Source organism: Nostoc sp. ChiQUE01b, from assembly GCF_034531255.1.
Lineage (GTDB): Bacteria > Cyanobacteriota > Cyanobacteriia > Cyanobacteriales > Nostocaceae > Nostoc.
In genome coordinates this window covers 105,786-121,774 of sequence record NZ_JAVRBM010000015.1, presented here as the reverse complement: position 1 = coordinate 121,774, position 15,989 = coordinate 105,786, and the positions used below count along the sequence as shown (strand labels likewise).

17 protein-coding genes, 1 pseudogene and 1 riboswitch are annotated in these 15,989 nt (G+C 41.9%); of the genes and pseudogenes, 13 read left to right on the top strand and 5 right to left on the bottom strand.

Going from position 1 to position 15,989, the window contains the following annotated elements; all coding sequences use genetic code 11:
• Positions 1–34: 34 nt before the first annotated feature.
• Both RMY63_RS12910 and RMY63_RS12905 read right to left on the bottom strand, forming a co-directional pair.
• Positions 35–976 (bottom strand): tetratricopeptide repeat protein, encoded by a 942-nt coding sequence (locus tag RMY63_RS12910; RefSeq protein ID WP_322729077.1) that lies wholly within the window; start codon positions 974–976, stop codon positions 35–37.
• Between the two features lie 247 nt (positions 977–1,223).
• The gene (locus tag RMY63_RS12905) at positions 1,224–1,616 is read right to left on the bottom strand and encodes a hypothetical protein (protein WP_322729076.1); all 393 of its coding nucleotides are present in this window, start codon (positions 1,614–1,616) and stop codon (positions 1,224–1,226) included.
• A 417-nt stretch (positions 1,617–2,033) separates the two neighbouring features.
• Here RMY63_RS12905 and RMY63_RS12900 point away from each other — a divergent pair, with 417 nt between their 5' ends.
• Positions 2,034–2,450 carry a KTSC domain-containing protein gene (locus RMY63_RS12900; protein ID WP_322729075.1) on the top strand — a complete coding sequence of 139 codons (417 nt, stop codon included), beginning with the start codon at positions 2,034–2,036 and terminating at the stop codon, positions 2,448–2,450.
• Here the strand turns inward: RMY63_RS12900 and RMY63_RS12895 are convergent.
• Positions 2,447–2,590: pseudogene (locus tag RMY63_RS12895) on the bottom strand (hypothetical protein); the annotation flags it as partial. The gene RMY63_RS12900 and the pseudogene RMY63_RS12895 sit on opposite strands and share 4 nt — an antisense overlap.
• A 66-nt stretch (positions 2,591–2,656) precedes the next feature.
• On the opposite strand from RMY63_RS12895, the gene RMY63_RS12890 reads away from it, so the two are divergent.
• Positions 2,657–3,142 carry a molybdenum cofactor biosynthesis protein MoaE gene (locus tag RMY63_RS12890; protein WP_322729073.1) on the top strand — a complete coding sequence of 162 codons (486 nt, stop codon included), beginning with the start codon at positions 2,657–2,659 and terminating at the stop codon, positions 3,140–3,142.
• A 289-nt stretch (positions 3,143–3,431) separates the two neighbouring features.
• Here RMY63_RS12890 and RMY63_RS12885 read toward each other — a convergent pair whose 3' ends face one another.
• Positions 3,432–3,803, bottom strand: coding sequence for a VOC family protein (locus tag RMY63_RS12885; protein ID WP_322729072.1), 372 nt, complete (start codon positions 3,801–3,803; stop codon positions 3,432–3,434).
• Positions 3,804–3,906: 103 nt separating this feature from the next.
• Positions 3,907–4,320, bottom strand: coding sequence for a GNAT family acetyltransferase (locus tag RMY63_RS12880; RefSeq protein ID WP_322729071.1), 414 nt, complete (start codon positions 4,318–4,320; stop codon positions 3,907–3,909).
• Positions 4,321–4,468: 148 nt separating this feature from the next.
• On the opposite strand from RMY63_RS12880, the gene RMY63_RS12875 reads away from it, so the two are divergent.
• From RMY63_RS12875 to RMY63_RS12825, 11 genes are all read left to right on the top strand, one after another.
• The gene (locus RMY63_RS12875) at positions 4,469–5,224 is read left to right on the top strand and encodes a dienelactone hydrolase family protein (RefSeq protein ID WP_322729070.1); all 756 of its coding nucleotides are present in this window, start codon (positions 4,469–4,471) and stop codon (positions 5,222–5,224) included.
• A gap of 282 nt (positions 5,225–5,506) precedes the next feature.
• Positions 5,507–6,553: a sulfonate ABC transporter substrate-binding protein gene (locus RMY63_RS12870; protein ID WP_322729096.1), complete on the top strand. Its 1,047-nt coding sequence runs from the start codon at positions 5,507–5,509 to the stop codon at positions 6,551–6,553.
• Between the two features lie 17 nt (positions 6,554–6,570).
• A complete protein-coding gene (gene ssuD / locus RMY63_RS12865) occupies positions 6,571–7,707 on the top strand; it encodes an FMNH2-dependent alkanesulfonate monooxygenase (RefSeq protein ID WP_322729069.1) in 1,137 nt (378 codons plus the stop codon).
• 89 nt (positions 7,708–7,796) lie between these two features.
• A riboswitch (cobalamin riboswitch) is annotated at positions 7,797–7,923 on the top strand.
• On the top strand, positions 7,912–9,483 hold the full coding sequence (gene cobG / locus RMY63_RS12860; protein ID WP_322729068.1) for a precorrin-3B synthase: 1,572 nt from the start codon (positions 7,912–7,914) through the stop codon (positions 9,481–9,483). Its footprint overlaps the riboswitch before it by 12 nt.
• Positions 9,484–9,531: 48 nt before the next feature.
• On the top strand, positions 9,532–10,158 hold the full coding sequence (locus RMY63_RS12855; RefSeq protein WP_322729067.1) for a precorrin-8X methylmutase: 627 nt from the start codon (positions 9,532–9,534) through the stop codon (positions 10,156–10,158).
• Positions 10,159–10,160: 2 nt separating this feature from the next.
• Entirely contained in the window at positions 10,161–10,865 is a 705-nt protein-coding gene (locus RMY63_RS12850) for a precorrin-2 C(20)-methyltransferase (RefSeq protein ID WP_322729066.1), read from the top strand.
• Between the two features lie 55 nt (positions 10,866–10,920).
• Positions 10,921–11,247, top strand: coding sequence for a metalloregulator ArsR/SmtB family transcription factor (locus RMY63_RS12845; protein WP_322729065.1), 327 nt, complete (start codon positions 10,921–10,923; stop codon positions 11,245–11,247).
• 187 nt (positions 11,248–11,434) lie between these two features.
• Entirely contained in the window at positions 11,435–12,496 is a 1,062-nt protein-coding gene (gene arsB / locus RMY63_RS12840) for an ACR3 family arsenite efflux transporter (protein ID WP_322729064.1), read from the top strand.
• A gap of 37 nt (positions 12,497–12,533) precedes the next feature.
• Positions 12,534–12,947: an arsenate reductase, glutathione/glutaredoxin type gene (gene arsC, locus RMY63_RS12835; protein ID WP_322729063.1), complete on the top strand. Its 414-nt coding sequence runs from the start codon at positions 12,534–12,536 to the stop codon at positions 12,945–12,947.
• A gap of 483 nt (positions 12,948–13,430) precedes the next feature.
• Positions 13,431–13,667, top strand: a complete 237-nt coding sequence (locus RMY63_RS12830; protein ID WP_322729062.1) for a type II toxin-antitoxin system VapB family antitoxin — start codon at positions 13,431–13,433, stop codon at positions 13,665–13,667.
• Between the two features lie 819 nt (positions 13,668–14,486).
• Positions 14,487–15,950, top strand: a complete 1,464-nt coding sequence (locus RMY63_RS12825; RefSeq protein ID WP_322729061.1) for a calcium-binding protein — start codon at positions 14,487–14,489, stop codon at positions 15,948–15,950.
• Positions 15,951–15,989: the final 39 nt, after the last annotated feature.

The following is a 15,989-nucleotide window of genomic DNA, read 5'->3' as shown; positions in this document are numbered from 1 at the left end:
TAAAAGGGTCTTTTAACTCGGAACTCAGCACTCTTTATTTAGAACCAGTTTTGATCGACTGCGGCAAATGACTTAACCATCTCCTCAACCAGAAGGCAGATGCTGCGCTAACATTTTGAGAAAGAAGCTCAATGGCATGGTTACAATCTTGCAGGCTGGCATCAAGTCCAATTGCATGATAAATTTCACGAGCATTGCAAAAGGCATCCATCGCTTCTGATTCTCGATTGATTTTTTCTAACACTAAACCCAAATTAAACCAGGCGTTTGCTTCCCTATTTGGGTCATTAAGATCCCTGCCGATCTCTAATGAATGCTGATAAAACTCCAACGCCCTTTGGTACTGTCCTAAAGCCTTGTAAGCACCGCCCAATCCACTCAAGGCCATGCTTTGACCATTGCGATCGCTGATGAATTTTGCCAGCCCTAACCATTGTTGGTAAAACTCAATTGCTAGTTGGTAAGATCCCAATGATTCATAAGTATTGCCCAAACTTCCCAGGCTTATGCATTCTCCAGTCCAATCGCCTGTTTTCTTAGTTATACTTAACCACTGCTGGTAAAACTCTATCGCTTGCTCATACTTACCCAGGTATTCGTAAGTATTGCCCAAACTTGCCAAGCAAATGCCTTCCCCAGTACGATCACCTATTTTCCTGGTAATACTCAACCACTGGTGATAAAATTCAATCGCTCGCTGGTATTTGCCCAGTGATTGGTAAGCGTTACCCAACCCAGATAAAGATTTGGCTTCTTCTAAGCGATCGCCTATTTCTCTAGCTATATCTAACCACTGTTGATAAAACTCAATTGCTAGGTGGTACTCGCCTAGTGACTGGTAAGCATTGCCCAAACTTGCCAATGAAATGACTTCCCCATTGCGATCGCCTGTTTCTCTGGCTTTTTCTAAGCACCGCTCTTCAAACTCAATGGACTCAATATTATTTAGGCCCCCGGATCTGATTACTTCTGTCATTCTCTATAGAAAAGGAAATTTTTGATCGGTAAGCTGTCGATTATACAATTTTCTGTGGCCTTAGCACAGGGTAATTCCAACTTATGTCAAAATTGAGGAATTATTCTTCAATATCAAACTTTCTTATATACTTTTCATACACAGCGATCGCTATGTATAAAAGGCTTTTATTTATCTTTGGTAACAAGCACACGAATATACTATGCTGAAAAACTTAACTTTCTCAAAAGATATCAGAAAAACCAAATTAATCAGCAGCAGCATAATCTGGTAATACGTTAAGTTCTAAATTCACAGCACTTAGATAATTTTGATCGTTTAAAACTTGTGATGGTAATTTATCTGCATTCACAGCAGCTTTAACCAAATCTTTGGCAATAATATTTCTATTCTTAGTTTTAAATATTAGCGCTTCTCCACTAGGAATACCATGTTGTTGCAGACCTCCTTGATAAGCAAAAGTAACTAGATTTGAAGGCTGGAGGTAATTCGCAGAAGTCGAGTTAGTGGATAAATTGTTAGAGTTAACAGCTATTTTTTCACTATTGTTGGTAGTAGCTGTTTGAGCGCCAGCGATTCCTGGTACAAGAGTAATAGAAGCAAAAATCAGTACAGAATTTATCAAGGTTGCAAGTTTCATAAGTTATATTTAGGTAAAATGTAATCGGTGTTCTTTAGTAATAGAGTCCTCTTTATTATTAATCTCAACTTCCTTCAATCAGGTCATCTGATCGGTTGATTTATGACTCACCCAAAAGGGTGAGCTAATCGAGTGATACAAACAGCAATGGAAACTCAGTTAAGTCTAGACACAACAAAGATTAGTTTAAATTTTTAAGTATTTAACTGAGGCGAGTTGCACATTTATACAATTTTGCAATCAGAGAAAAACGCTGCGTGCTGCTTTGCTAAAGCGTCTCTACGCACCTAAAATTCTCGCTTGGGAGAAAAAACTTGACGGTAAAGCGCTTTTATAGTATAAATGTACTATAAAAATACTTAATGTTGCATAAAACTTTACCACTCCCAACTACGCCAATAGGAGAGTACAAAATAAATGAAGCTATCTAAGGTAGACTTGAGCAGTTTAGTAGCGATCGCTCACTCTGATGGATATTTGCAGTTGTTGCTCGACCGAGGCAACGAACTAGAGTTTTTGGAAATTCCGGCACCGATACAAGCTTACGAAGGATTGCAAGAACTAAACGAAGCGATCGCTGAAACGACTGCATTACCCTTTGAAGAAGAACCAATTGTCATGCTACCAGTTGTCTCATCAATGGCTATGGCTGTAGGCTACGATCAGGGCGAACAGATTTTGCAAGTTGAGTTTCAAAGTGGAGCAGTTTATCAGTACTTAGGCGTAGACGAGGATACTTGGGAAGATTTACATTCCTCTGACTCAATTGGCAGCTTTTTCAATCAAGAAATTAAAGGTAGATATGACTGCGATCGTCTAGATAATCCAGATTAATGACTAATAACTGTATGTAGGGTTTTCAATAATTCTTGCGTTGTATAAGGTTTAGGTAAAAAGGCTGTATACTCAGCCGTTTTATCGATCGGTAGTTGTTCACTTGTTGCCAGTCCACTTACAGCAATAATCGGCAACACTAAACATAAACTAGTAACGCTTTCTTCAGAGACAATAGAAAAAGCCCATATAATATCAACGCAGTTATGACAACCACACTTACCTCTGCTGTTAAACCAAGAGCCGAAGATAGTTTTGCCATTACCTTTGCGCCGTTATCTCTAGGAGAAATCTACGCCAAATCTGACGATCCAGCCAATGGTGCTGTGGTTGTGATGAGTGGTATGGTTCGCAATCAAACCGATGGTAAACCTGTGATCGCTCTAGAGTATCAAGCTTATGAACCGATGGCATTGCGGATATTTTATCAAATTGCTGCTGATATTCGCTTATCTATGTCTGATGTGAATCGAGTCGTGATTTATCATCGCGTTGGACGTTTGCAAGTTGGGGAAATCAGCGTTTTAGTAGCTGTGGGTTCTCCTCATCGGAGTGAGGCGTTTGAAGCTTGCCAATATGCTATTGATACGCTCAAACACAATGCCCCTATATGGAAGAAAGAACATTGGGAAGATGGTTCTAGCACCTGGGTGAGTATTGGTGCGTGTGAAACATCAGGAGAAAATTGTTAAGATTTCCAATTTACCGACATTCTCGCCCACAATTATTAAGGATTTTAACAAAATATTGATAGCCCCAGCTAAACTGCTATTCATATCATGTCCTGTTAAAGACTTATCATTTAGAGGGCAGGGGAGTAGGGAGCACTTAGTACACGTCACCGCAAAAAGGGGTCGGAAATAAAAATTGTGATGCCACTGGACACGTTTGATTCAAAAAGCGAATTCCGTACCTCTTTTATGGTGGGCTGTACTTAGCTGGGGGAAAGAGGCTTTTGGGATTTTTGCACAGATACAGTAATCATAAGACGAACTGTGCAATCTCTATACGATTCCCGCCAGGATCTCGCAGGAAAAACCGCACGCATCCTGGAATTGGTCGTTGATCGGGAATAATTTCTATCCCATGCTCTTTTAGGTATACTTCAAAGGCGTTCAAGTTATCGACTTGGAAACAAAAATGCCGTCTAGATGCTTGGTTATTGGCGTTTTTCTCTCTACTAACGTGCAGTTCAATGTCTCCCAACTTGTACCATGCTCCTGAATCATTTTTAATGACATCAGGTTTGGCAATTTCAGTCAGTCCCAAAACTTTGCTGTAGAAAGATAGTATTGCTTCCTCCACTTCAAAAGGATAGGTTACTTGAATATGATGAACTGCATTAAGCTTCATAAATTTTTCTCCTAATTTGAGTTAAATTTGCTAACGCTACAATCACTTTTTGCCGTAATACTGGCGTATTTCTAAAGTTTTTCTGTTCCAACTCACCAAACATCTATACGACAAGCTTTCCCATACTGATACGTTCTTCTACGAGATAGCCAAGTTTTCTATAAAATTCAACTACTTCTGCGTTGGAGACTCGAACTTGGAGATTGATTTTGAGGCATCCCATCGCTATCAATTCCTTCTCTGCGTGCTGCACTAGCTTGCTACCAATACCCTGCCGTTGATACTGAGGACTGACCGCAACTGTGTATAGCCAACCGCGATGCCCGTCATATCCTGCCATGATAGTGCCTACAATTACAGAGTTAATCTCAGTAACAAAAAACAACTCAGGCTGTACAGCAAGCTTCTGACTGATTACCAATTTAGGGCTGCTGTGCGACGGGTTATTAGGAAACACCTCATCCCACAAAGTACTGACTAATTCAGCATCAGATTCTTGATATGGTCTTATATTCATCTACATTTCTAAATCAAAGGACTTGCCTTTGCACATTGTTTGTGAAATACTACTCTCAAACTACGATAAATCGATACATTTTAAGTAGAATGTAAAAAAATTACCATAAAACATCGCGTCCTGAAAGCAATTAAGGCTAATCCCTAAGATGACAAACACAGAAATTCGCACTGCTCAAGTTAAAGTTCCTAACGGAGATTTGCAGATTGATGCTTACTTAGCTGAACCAGCAAAACAGGGAACCTTCCCAGCTATTATCGTGATTCAGGAAATTTTTGGGGTTAATATTCACATTCGAGAAGTTGCTGAGAAATTTGCTAAAGAGGGGTATGTGGCGATCGCACCGACTTTATTTCAACGCACCGCCCCAGGGTTTGAGGGTGGCTATACCCCTGAAGATGTCCAGCAAGGAAGAGGATATAAGGAGCAGACAACAGCAGAGGAAATATTGAGTGATATTAAAGCTGCGATCGCCTATTTAAAAACCTTACCAAATGTGCAAGGAGATGCGATCGGCTCTATTGGTTTCTGCTTTGGTGGTCACGTAGTTTATCTAGCTGCCACTTTACCAGATATTAAAGTTACAGCTTCCTTCTATGGTGGCGGTATTCCCAACTCAACTCCCGGCGGTGGAGAACCAACCATCACCCGCACTCCAGAGATTAAAGGCCCCATTTACGCCTTCTTTGGTCTTGATGATCAGGGAATCCCCTTAGAACATACAGAACAGATTGAGGCTGAATTAAAGAAAAATCAAATTACCCATGCTATCTTCCGTTATTCCGGTGCAGGACATGGCTTTTTCTGCAATCATCGCGCCAGCTACAATGCCGAAGCTGCCGCCGATGCTTGGAAAAATGTTCAAAAACTGTTCCAAAAGAACCTTCAGCTTCAAAAAGTTTAAATCTTTAGGTTAGAAGCAATAAGCTGTTACGCAAAGAAAATTGCACATTAACTAGTGTTCGCGCAGCGTCTCCTTCAGGAGAGGGTTGTCCTTTGTCATTTGTCCTTTGTCCTTAGAAACACTTTTGACTAATGACTAATGACGGTCTATACGGAAAATAATGCATATAGGCGCATTAGCTTACAACACTAGAGGCGCACAGATATGCACCTCTACAACTGAACATAGGCAAATATTAGCCAAATAAGTCAAAAGCAAATAAAAAAACAAAGTATCATGTCCATGATTCCCACCTTCAAACAGCCACGAGTTCAAATTTTCCAACGCTTTTCACTATTCCTTTTACCTGGATTATTAACAATCTCAACAACCTTAATCAGTTGCTCAGTCCAAACCCCAAATTCAGAAAATCAAACCACTGGTTTAAAAACCAAAGTTGTCCGAATGGGATATCAAAGTTCTGGGGATATTGTCAGACTTAAAGGATTGATCGAAAAACGTCTAAAGCCTTTAGGTGTTTCCGTGGAATGGGCGCAATTTGCCGCCGGTCCACAACTGATGGAAGCGATGAATGTAGGTAGGGTTGATATTGGCTCTGTAGGCGAGACTCCTCCGATATTTGCCCAAGCGGCTGGTACATCTTTAGTTTATGTTGCTAGTAATAAACCCAGTACTGGTAAAGGAAGCGGAATTATCGTCCAAAATAATTCACCGATTCGGACTTTAGCTGATCTCAAAGGTAAAAAAGTAGTTTTTCAAAAGGGTTCTGCTTCCCATTACTTATTAATAAAAGCTTTGGAAGAGGCGGGTTTAAAATATAGTGATATTCAAGCCATTAGTCTCCCACCTTCAGAAGCTCGTGATGCTTTTATTCAAGGAAAAATTGATGCCTGGGTAACTTGGGACCCTTATTTAGCCGTGGCCCAAAAAAAAGCAAATGCTCGTGTTTTGAGAGATGCTAGTGGCATTTCTACTCAGGGCGGATATTACATGGCTGCGCGAAAATTTGCCACAGAAAATCCGAAATTAGTGCGATTAGTTCTTGAGGAGGTAGATAACACAGGTCAATGGAGTGAGAAAAACCGATCAGAAGTTGTAAAACTGATTATTCCTCATCTCAAAATTGATGAAGATATTTTAACAACAATGGTTGAAAGGCGAACTTACGGGTTAAGACCAATTACACCTGAAATTATGGAAAAGCAACAGAAAATTGCAGATTTGTTTGCCAAAGAAAAAGTGATACCTAAGCCAATTAATATTAAAGAAGCGATGCTGACTAGCGAACAATACGCAGCTATAACACCGGAAACCATTAGCCAGAAATAGCGCCAGGAGATAGTAAAATGGAAGTTTTTTGGTATTTGCCGACACAGGGAGATGAGCGTTATTTAGGTACTACAATCGGCAGGCGACCAGCCACTTATCCCTATATGCAGCAAATCGCCCAAGCTGTTGATAAATTGGGCTATGGCGGGATGTTGATTGGTACTGGACAAAAACAGGATACCTGGATTGTAGCTACTTCGTTAATTTCAGTTACAGAACGCTTGCGGTTTCTTGTGGCCTTTCGTCCGGCAATTATGTCGCCTTCTTTGGCAGTGAGAATGGCTGCGACTTTTGACCAGATTTCTAATGGTCGAATTATTCTGAATGTTGTCACTGGTGGCGACACAAAAGAACTTGCAAAAGATGGGATTTTCTTAGATCACGATCAGCGTTATGAACTCACGGATGAGTTTTTGACAATTTGGCGATCGCTCATGCAAGGTGAAGAAGTAACCTATAGTGGTCGCCACTTGCAAGTTCAAGGCGCAAAACTACAATTTCCTCCCGTACAAAAGCCTTACCCTACCTTATATTTTGGTGGTTCTTCAGATGCTGCTCTCCAAGTTGCTGCTAAACACATTGATGTGTATTTAACTTGGGGTGAACCACCAGCTCAAGTTGCCCAAAAGATTGCAAAGGTACGCCGATTAGCAGCAGAACAAGGTAGAACGGTACGCTTTGGGATTCGGATGCATGTCATAGTCCGCGAAACTACGCAAAAAGCTTGGGATGCAGCTAATGAACTGATTCAGTATGTCGATGATGAAACCATAGCTGCTGCACATCGGCGGTTTGCTGAGTCAGAATCAGAAGGACAACGCCGCATGAGCCAACTACACAATGGTAATCGCAAAAACTTAGAAATTAGCCCCAACTTATGGGCAGGTGTTGGCTTAGTACGTGGAGGTGCTGGGACTGCCTTAGTTGGAGATCCAGACACAGTTGCAACGCGGATGCTGGAATATGCCGATTTAGGAATTGATACTTTCGTTTTCTCAGGGTATCCCCATCTCGAAGAAGCTTATCGAGTCGCAGAATTATTATTTCCCAGGTTGCCATTACAAACTCCAGCGATCGCATTACCGCAGCAGGTTGCAAGTACATTCAGTGAATTTGTTACCAAAAGAGATTTACTCAAACCACAGCCTGTGTAAGTAATTCAATTCGATCGGTAGTGGATAAACTCAGTTAAAATTTCTGGCTATAGTAATGTAAGATGATTATCTGGATGATGTCTGGTTGATATCTATAACCTAAACAAAGTCTAAATTACCTGAGAGTTGGGAAACTCCGGTGAAATTCCGGGACTGTGCCGCAGCTGTGATGGGATTACCCAAGTCAGAATGCCAACTCTTAGGATGTCCTCAAGACACACTCACCGTCTACTCCCTGCGTTGCACGGGGAAGGAGTTTTAAGTTTGGTTTCTGGATTTGCCACTTGTCCTGGCTTGTTTTATGCTACTCCCGCCGCAGATGGTATATTATCTCGTGTTAGAATACCAGGTGGAATAATTAGTAGTGAGCAATGCCGTGCGATCGCAGATATAGCAGAACAGCACGGTGGCGGCTATATAGATGTGACTAATCGAGCTAACCTACAAGTTCGTGAAATCAGCACGGGGATAAATGCTGAGGTTTTGAAACACCTACAGGATATGGGATTAGGTTCTCGCAATCCTGTTGTAGACCAAATCCGCAATATTATGACCAGTCCAACTGCTGGTATCGACCCGCTAGAATTAATCGACACTCGCCCTTTTGTCCAAGGTTGGGATGATTATATTGCTGCACATCCGGCACTTTCGGGACTGTCAGCCAAATTTAGCGTTTGCTTTGATGGTGGTGGGATAATTCAGGTGGGCGATCGGTTGAATGATATCGCCTTTGCAGCTGTCTTAGTTAACGATAATGTTTACTTTCGTCTCTATCTGAGTGTCGGCGAGAAGGGTCAACCGCCGAGTGATACGGGAATTTTGTTACCACCAGAGGAATGTTTGTCGGTCTTAGTAGCTTTGGCGGATGTCTATCTAGCTTATAGTCGTCATACTACGAGTAAGCGGGGGCCACGTTTGAGAGAATTATTGAATACTTTGGGTTGTGAAAATTATCTCCAAGAAGTTGAGCAACATCTACCTTTCCGTCTTTTGTACAGTGAAATAAGAAAAGACCCACTCCCCCAGCAAGGCAAGGGAGAGAAATATCAGCATATTGGCATCCATCCCCAACGTCAGCAAGGCTTATTTTACATTGGTGTCGTCTTGCCCCTTGGCCGATTGGAGAGTAGACAGATGCGGGGTTTAGCAGATTTAGCAGCAAAATACGGTAGTGGAACTCTCAGGCTAACTCCTTGGCAAAATTTGCTCCTTACAGATATTCCTCAGCAATGGGTTGCTGATGTCCAAAGTGAAATTGCTTTATTAGAATTAGATTCCTCTGCAACCAACATCAAGGGTGGATTAGTTGCCTGTTCTGGAAAAAAGGGTTGCGCCGCTTCTGCTACGGATACCAAAAGTCATGCTTTGGCATTGGCAGAGTATCTTGAAACTCGCGTTACTCTCGATTACCCAGTTAATATTCACTTCACTGGCTGCGAAAAATCTTGTGCCCAACATAGCAAGAGTGATATTACTCTGCTTGGTGTCAGCATTAAGGCTGAAAATAGAACTGTGGAAGGCTATCACGTTTATGTTGGTGACAGCAAACAGAAATTCGGACGCGAACTATATCAATATGTAACTTTTGCCGAACTACCTGCATTAATAGAGCGGATGCTATATGTATATAAAATTCAACGCTTAAATTCTGATGAGTCCTTTGGGAAATTTGCTAATCGATTTGCACTGGCACAATTACAGCAATTATTTAATATAATCCCTCAATCAATTGTGAACAACAAGATTGCCACCTTTTTAGAGAAGTCGGCAATCTGAGCCTGTTGATTTTTATATGTCAATCCAAAATTTAAAATCCTAAATTTAATGCCCGACTATATCCGAGATGCCAACGAAATTTACCGTAATTCTTTTGCAATCATCCGGTCAGAAGCAAACCTAGATGTGCTACCACCAGATGTAGCAAAAGTTGCTGTACGTCTCATTCATGCCTGTGGAATGACGGATATTGTCACTGACTTGGGATATTCACCAACAGCAGTACAATCCGCAAGGGCAGCACTGGCAGCAGGAGCGCCAATTCTGTGCGATTGCCGAATGGTTGCCGATGGTGTCACCAAACGGCGGTTGTCTGCAAACAATCAAGTTATCTGTACCCTCAACGAGCCAGAAATACCAGAACTTGCCCAGAGTATGGGTACTACAAGGTCGGCGGCAGCTCTTGAATTATGGCGATCGCACCTAGAAAGCTCAGTAATCGCAATTGGCAATGCGCCCACCGCCCTGTTCAGACTGTTAGAAATGCTCGATGCAGGAGCGCCCAAGCCTGCGATTATCTTGGGCTTTCCAGTGGGGTTTGTCGGTGCAGCAGAATCGAAAGCAGCATTGGCAGCAGACAGCAGGAATGTACCATTTTTGACATTACACGGTCGGCGCGGTGGAAGTGCGATCGCAGCAGCAGCAGTTAACGCCTTGGCAACGGAGGAAGAATGAATATGCAACCCAAAGGTCGTCTTTATGGAATTGGTGTCGGCCCAGGCGATCCAGAACTATTGACCCTCAAAGCGCTGCGGCTATTACGTGCGGCTCCTGTGGTAGCCTATCAATCAGCAATAGATAAAGAAAGTATCGCTAGAGCGATCGTAGCTCAGTATCTTCCTGGCAATCAAATCGAGGTGCTATTTCACCTCCCCCGCGCCTTGGAACCAGAAAAGGCTAAGTCTATTTATGACAAGGAAATTGAACCAATAGCCGACCATTTAGCAGCAGGTCGAGATGTCGTAGTGCTGTGTGAGGGAGATCCATTTTTCTATGGCTCGTTTATGTACCTGTTCACGCGGTTATCTGACCAGTACCAAACAGAAGTTGTCCCTGGAGTTTCCTCACTGATGGCTTGTCCGGTAGCCTTGGGTGTACCTTTCACCTACTACACCGATATTCTTACAGTCCTACCCGCTCCACTGCCAGCAGAAGAACTGACTACACATCTGCTGATGACCGATGCAGCAGCAATTATGAAACTAGGTCGTCATTTTACCAAAGTGCGGGATATCCTGCATAAATTAGGGCTAGCATCACGGGCAAGATATATTGAGCGAGCATCAACGTCACAGCAACGCATTTTACCCCTAGATGAAGTCGATCCAGCCGAAGTACCCTATTTCTCGATGATTGTGATTCCAACTAAGAATCGACTATAAAATAATTCGTAATTCGTAATGACTTTACCATAAAGAAATACTTCAAAAAAAGTTGATGGCTCCTAATAGCACCTTCACTCCTGATACGATCGCTGCTGGCTTTCATGCTCTGTCTGACCCCCTACGGATTAAAGTATTAGAACTTCTACGCTCTCAAGAACTATGCGTGTGTGACCTGTGCGACCACCTGGGAACTACTCAGTCCAAACTGTCTTTTCACCTCAAAACCCTGAAAGAAGCGGGTTTAGTTCGCGCTCGTCAAGAAGGACGCTGGATTTACTACAGCCTCAATCTGCCCCAATTTGTTGCTTTAGAGCAGTATCTAGCAGAATTCCGCCGCTTTAGCCCCATATTACCTATTCGTCCCCCTTGCGAGACTTAAAAATCTATCAATTTTTTTTGTAATGTTTTATTTACTTTTAGATATATACTTATTGACAAATCAATTTTTTTTGAAATGATAGATATATTCTTGATATAACTCAACGAATTTTAGATTTTAAATTTTGGATTATTCAATCCAAAATTTCTGCTCGAAGCTCCTGCATTAATGTAGGGGGCTAATTGTAATGAACAAAAAGACTTCAAAACGCCTCTCCTTTATTGACCGCTTCCTGACTTTGTGGATTTTCTTAGCAATGGCGATCGGTGTTGGACTGGGCTATTTCTTTCCTGGAGTAGAAGCCTTTGTCAACCAGTTCCAAGTAGGAACAACCAATATACCAATTGCTATCGGGTTAATTTTGATGATGTATCCGCCTTTAGCAAAAGTGCGATACGAAGAGTTAGGGGATGTATTTCGCAATGGAAAAATTCTTGGTGCGTCACTAATTCAGAATTGGCTCATTGGGCCAATTTTGATGTTTGCTCTGGCGACTGTCTTCTTACATGATTATCCAGAATACATGACGGGATTGATTCTGATTGGATTAGCCCGTTGTATTGCAATGGTAGTTGTGTGGAGTGATTTGGCACGAGGCAATACAGAATACACGGCTGGGTTGGTTGCCTTCAATAGTATCTTTCAAGTTATCTTTTATAGTCCTTATGCATGGTTTTTCATGACTATACTGCCGCCACTATTTGGGTTACAAAGCAGTGTTGTTAATGTCAGCATTGCCGAAATTGCCAAAAGTGTGTTTATCTATCTTGGTATTCCCTTTTTAGCTGGATTTTTCACTCGTTTCTTCCTAGTAAAGGTGAAAAGTAAGCAGTGGTATCATGAGAAATTTGTGACTAAAATTAGCCCGATCACGCTGATTGCTCTGTTATTTACGATCGTGGTTATGTTCAGCTTGAAAGGGAATTTGATTATTCAGATTCCCTTAGATGTGGTGAAGATTGCAATTCCCCTGATCGTCTACTTCGTCATCATGTTTCTGGTTAGTTTTTACATGGCTTGGCAGATTAAAACAGACTATTCTAGAGCCGCAAGTGTAGCGTTTACAGCCGCCGGAAATAATTTTGAACTAGCGATCGCAGTTGCGATCGCAGTGTTTGGGATTAATTCGGGTGTTGCTTTTGCTGCTGTTGTTGGGCCTCTGGTGGAAGTGCCTGTATTGATTGGTCTTGTTAATGTTGCTTTCTGGTTTGAGAAACGTTACTTTTCGCCATCAGAATCAAGAACCTGATTGATAAATTTAGTCAAATTATTTGGAGGAGTTGAACATGAAACGTGTGATGTTTGTCTGCAAAAAGAATTCTGCCCGTTCTCAAATGGCGGAAGGCTTTGCTAAAACCCTTGGCAAGGGAAAGATTGAAGTGATTAGCTCAGGCTTAGAAGCAAGTCAGGTTAGACCAGAAGCGATCGCAACCATGAAAGAAATTGGTATCGACATTACCGATCAACACTCCAAATCCCTGAGTGATTTCCAAGCACAAGACTTTGATGTAGTGATTTCTTTGTGTGGCTGTGGGGTGAATTTGCCGCCTGAATGGGTTGTGCAGGAAGTATTTGAAGACTGGCAGTTAGATGATCCAGCAGAACAACCAGAAATTTTTCCGAGAGTCCGCGATGAAATCAAAAAACGGGTCACTCAATTAATTGAGTCTGTGAATCAAGAATTTACAACTGTTCGATAAATATTATTTGTAGTATCTCTAAGTCTTCACGAGAAAATACAAGTGGGATAAACTTAGTGTCTCTTAGCTGGTTGTCATAAAGATTTTGCCTAATCATTGTTCCTTCCCAAGAAACACCTAAATCTCGTGCACCGGACTGCTGCCTAATCCTTTTAGTTCGTTAAAGTTTACTACAGCCGATGAGCTTGATCGTTAGAAGCCGACGAGAAACGCGATCGCTTAGAAGAAAAACGGAATTTGTTATGCTTCACATCAAGTTCTAATCTTTGCTGTCACGACTGAAGCATCAGCAGTGGGATGAATATAAAAACCCAATTTTTCGCAGACTCTTTGGATTGCAGAATTTTCAGTCAGAATTTCGGCACTAATTAACGTTAAATGTTCATCACGCCCTACTTAGAGTAACTTTATGCTCTGAGGTGAGTCGGTCGTCTATCAGATTAAAATGTGAGGAGAATATTGTGTTTATCTCAACTCATACCTATGCAAGTTACCCTTAACCTTGATGAATCTCTCCTTAACGAAGCCTTACAACTCACCAACCTCACTACCCAAGAAGAACTAGTGAATTTTGCTCTGCAAGAACTTGTACGTTTACGAAGTGGCTTCTCTGAAGCATCGCACCGCAAGAAAAACCTTTTCGACCTCGCAGGACAAATCCAGTTAGTCCCAGACTTTGACCATAAAGCTCTGCGTGAGACTCATAATGCTGCTGATTGATACATCGGTGTGGCTCAACTTTGGGAAGGGCTTGAAAATGACTGATCAGCCTTTGATTCAAGTTGAAGCTTCGCCAACGTTCAATCGAAATCTGCGCGCTCTTGCCAAGAAGTATAACAGTATTCGGAATGATATCAAATCCGGTAGTATCTGAATGATTAAAAAACCGCAGAGACGCTGAGTACGCAGAGGGAGAGAAAAGAGGAATAATTCCGATCTTGATGTCGAATTGCGAGAAGCCCAAAGCACCTTTTGGCGACAGTTGGAAGAAAATAAGCAATTACCATGACGACATTTGATGATTTTTCTCTATTCATAGATATAAAAAAGAGTTATTTACATAAGCCAAATTTATCCGGTCAATCACTATATATAAATTATTTTCCAGATATAAAAATAAATGGGTTGGTGATATTTTTCTAAAAAAGAATGGTACTATCTGGCATAGCGTACCACTACGCTAAAGGACTTCCAAATAAAAAATACTTAACTACTTCTTCTGCGGGCTGATTTTTCACGTCATCTGGAAAATCCCACGAAAAACCTAACCCCCTTCCCGACGCGGGAAGGGGGAAAATTCAAAGTCTCTCCTTTTAGGAGAGAGATTTAGAGAGAGGTTTTGCAGATACCGTAAAAAGTCAGTTTGTGGCGTGGGCTTCTCTCTCGCCCGCTTTTTGCTGCGGGTAAGACTTCGGCGTGAGCGCTCAGTCGAACGCTGCCCACCCGATAAGATTGGATAATTTATTTTTTGGAAATCTTTAATGACATCTTCACTCAAGATAAATTCACACCAAGCGTTTAATCAAGAGAGAAAGTTTTATGGCTAATAAAGTGCGATTTCAAAGTAACAGGTACACTGGGGATACTGTTTATCTTGTCGAAAACTATGGGGCGCAAACGTCCACAAATTTTGAAATACTTGATAGCAGTGGCGTTCTGCGGTCGAGTAACATAGGTGTCAATTTTACCTATGCTTCAAACGGATTCTTTAATTCTGGAACTATTACTTCGATCTATTACTTTGGAACTAACGGCCAACTCGCAAGCCAGGACACAAATCTGAATGTTGACGTTGCGACAAGAAATAACCTTTTAACTATCGGCGAGTCATCATACGACTATGATCAATATTACTATCGGGGAAATGACAGTTTCTTAGGCTCTGTGGGCGACGACAGTTTCCTCGGATCTAAGGGGAACGACACCATTAATGGTGGGGCAGGCATTGATGTTTTAACTTTTAAAAGGTTTAGCGAGGGAGTAACTGTTAATCTCTTGACAGGGAAGGCAATTACTTCTTATGGCACTTCGGTTATTTCCAACGTGGAGGACATCGAGGGGTCACAATATGGCGATGTGCTGACTGGGAACTCTGGAAATAACCAGATCCAGGGGTTTGGCGGCGCTGATAAGATTGATGGCGGTGCAGGATTTGATACTGCCGTCTATTTCGACGCTACCTCAGCAGTCAATGTTAATTTGTTCACCAAAGTTGTTACTGGTGGTAGCGGTAATGATACCTTAGTGTCCATTGAGCGAGTGTTAGGATCTCGTTTTAATGACGTGCTGACTGGTTCTGGTGCTAATGAATCTTTCTTGGGCGGATTCGGTGCAGATACTATCAATGGTGGAGGTGGCATTGATACCGTTGAGTACGGTTTTGTCGGTTCCAGGATTATCGTAAATCTTGCGACTGGACTTGCGAGTGGTGGTGCAGGAACCGATTTTATTTCCAACATTGAAAACGTCAAAGGCTCGATTTTCGATGACATCCTCACCGGTAACTCTGGAGCCAATGTTATTAATGGCGACAATGGAAATGATATTTTGAATGGTGGCGCTGGTGCTGATACTTTAACTGGCGGCCAAGGCGCAGATAGATTCATCTTCCAATTTGGACAATCATTAGTATCAGCAAGCGATCGCATTACTGACTTCACCATTGGCACAGATAAAATTGGTTTACTGACTCAAGGCGGACTAGCCGCGAATGCACCTAGCATTTTTAGCCGTGCTGCTGATAGCACTGCCACCACTTTAGTAAATTTAGCCAACCAGGTATTTACCGATGCTAATGGAGCCTCAGCCGGAAATCAAGCTTTAGGGGTGAATGGTGCAGCCTTAGTCAAAGTCACAAGTGGAGCGATCGCTGGAACTTACCTGGCAATCAATAATAGCACTGCTGGTTTTCAGGCGAATAGTGATTTGTTAGTCAATTTAACAGGATTAACGGGTACTTTTCCCGCATTCGGAAATATTGCAGTCAGCAGTTTCTTTGCTTAGTTAGCATTATAATTTTCAAACTAACCTGCCGAATGTGGG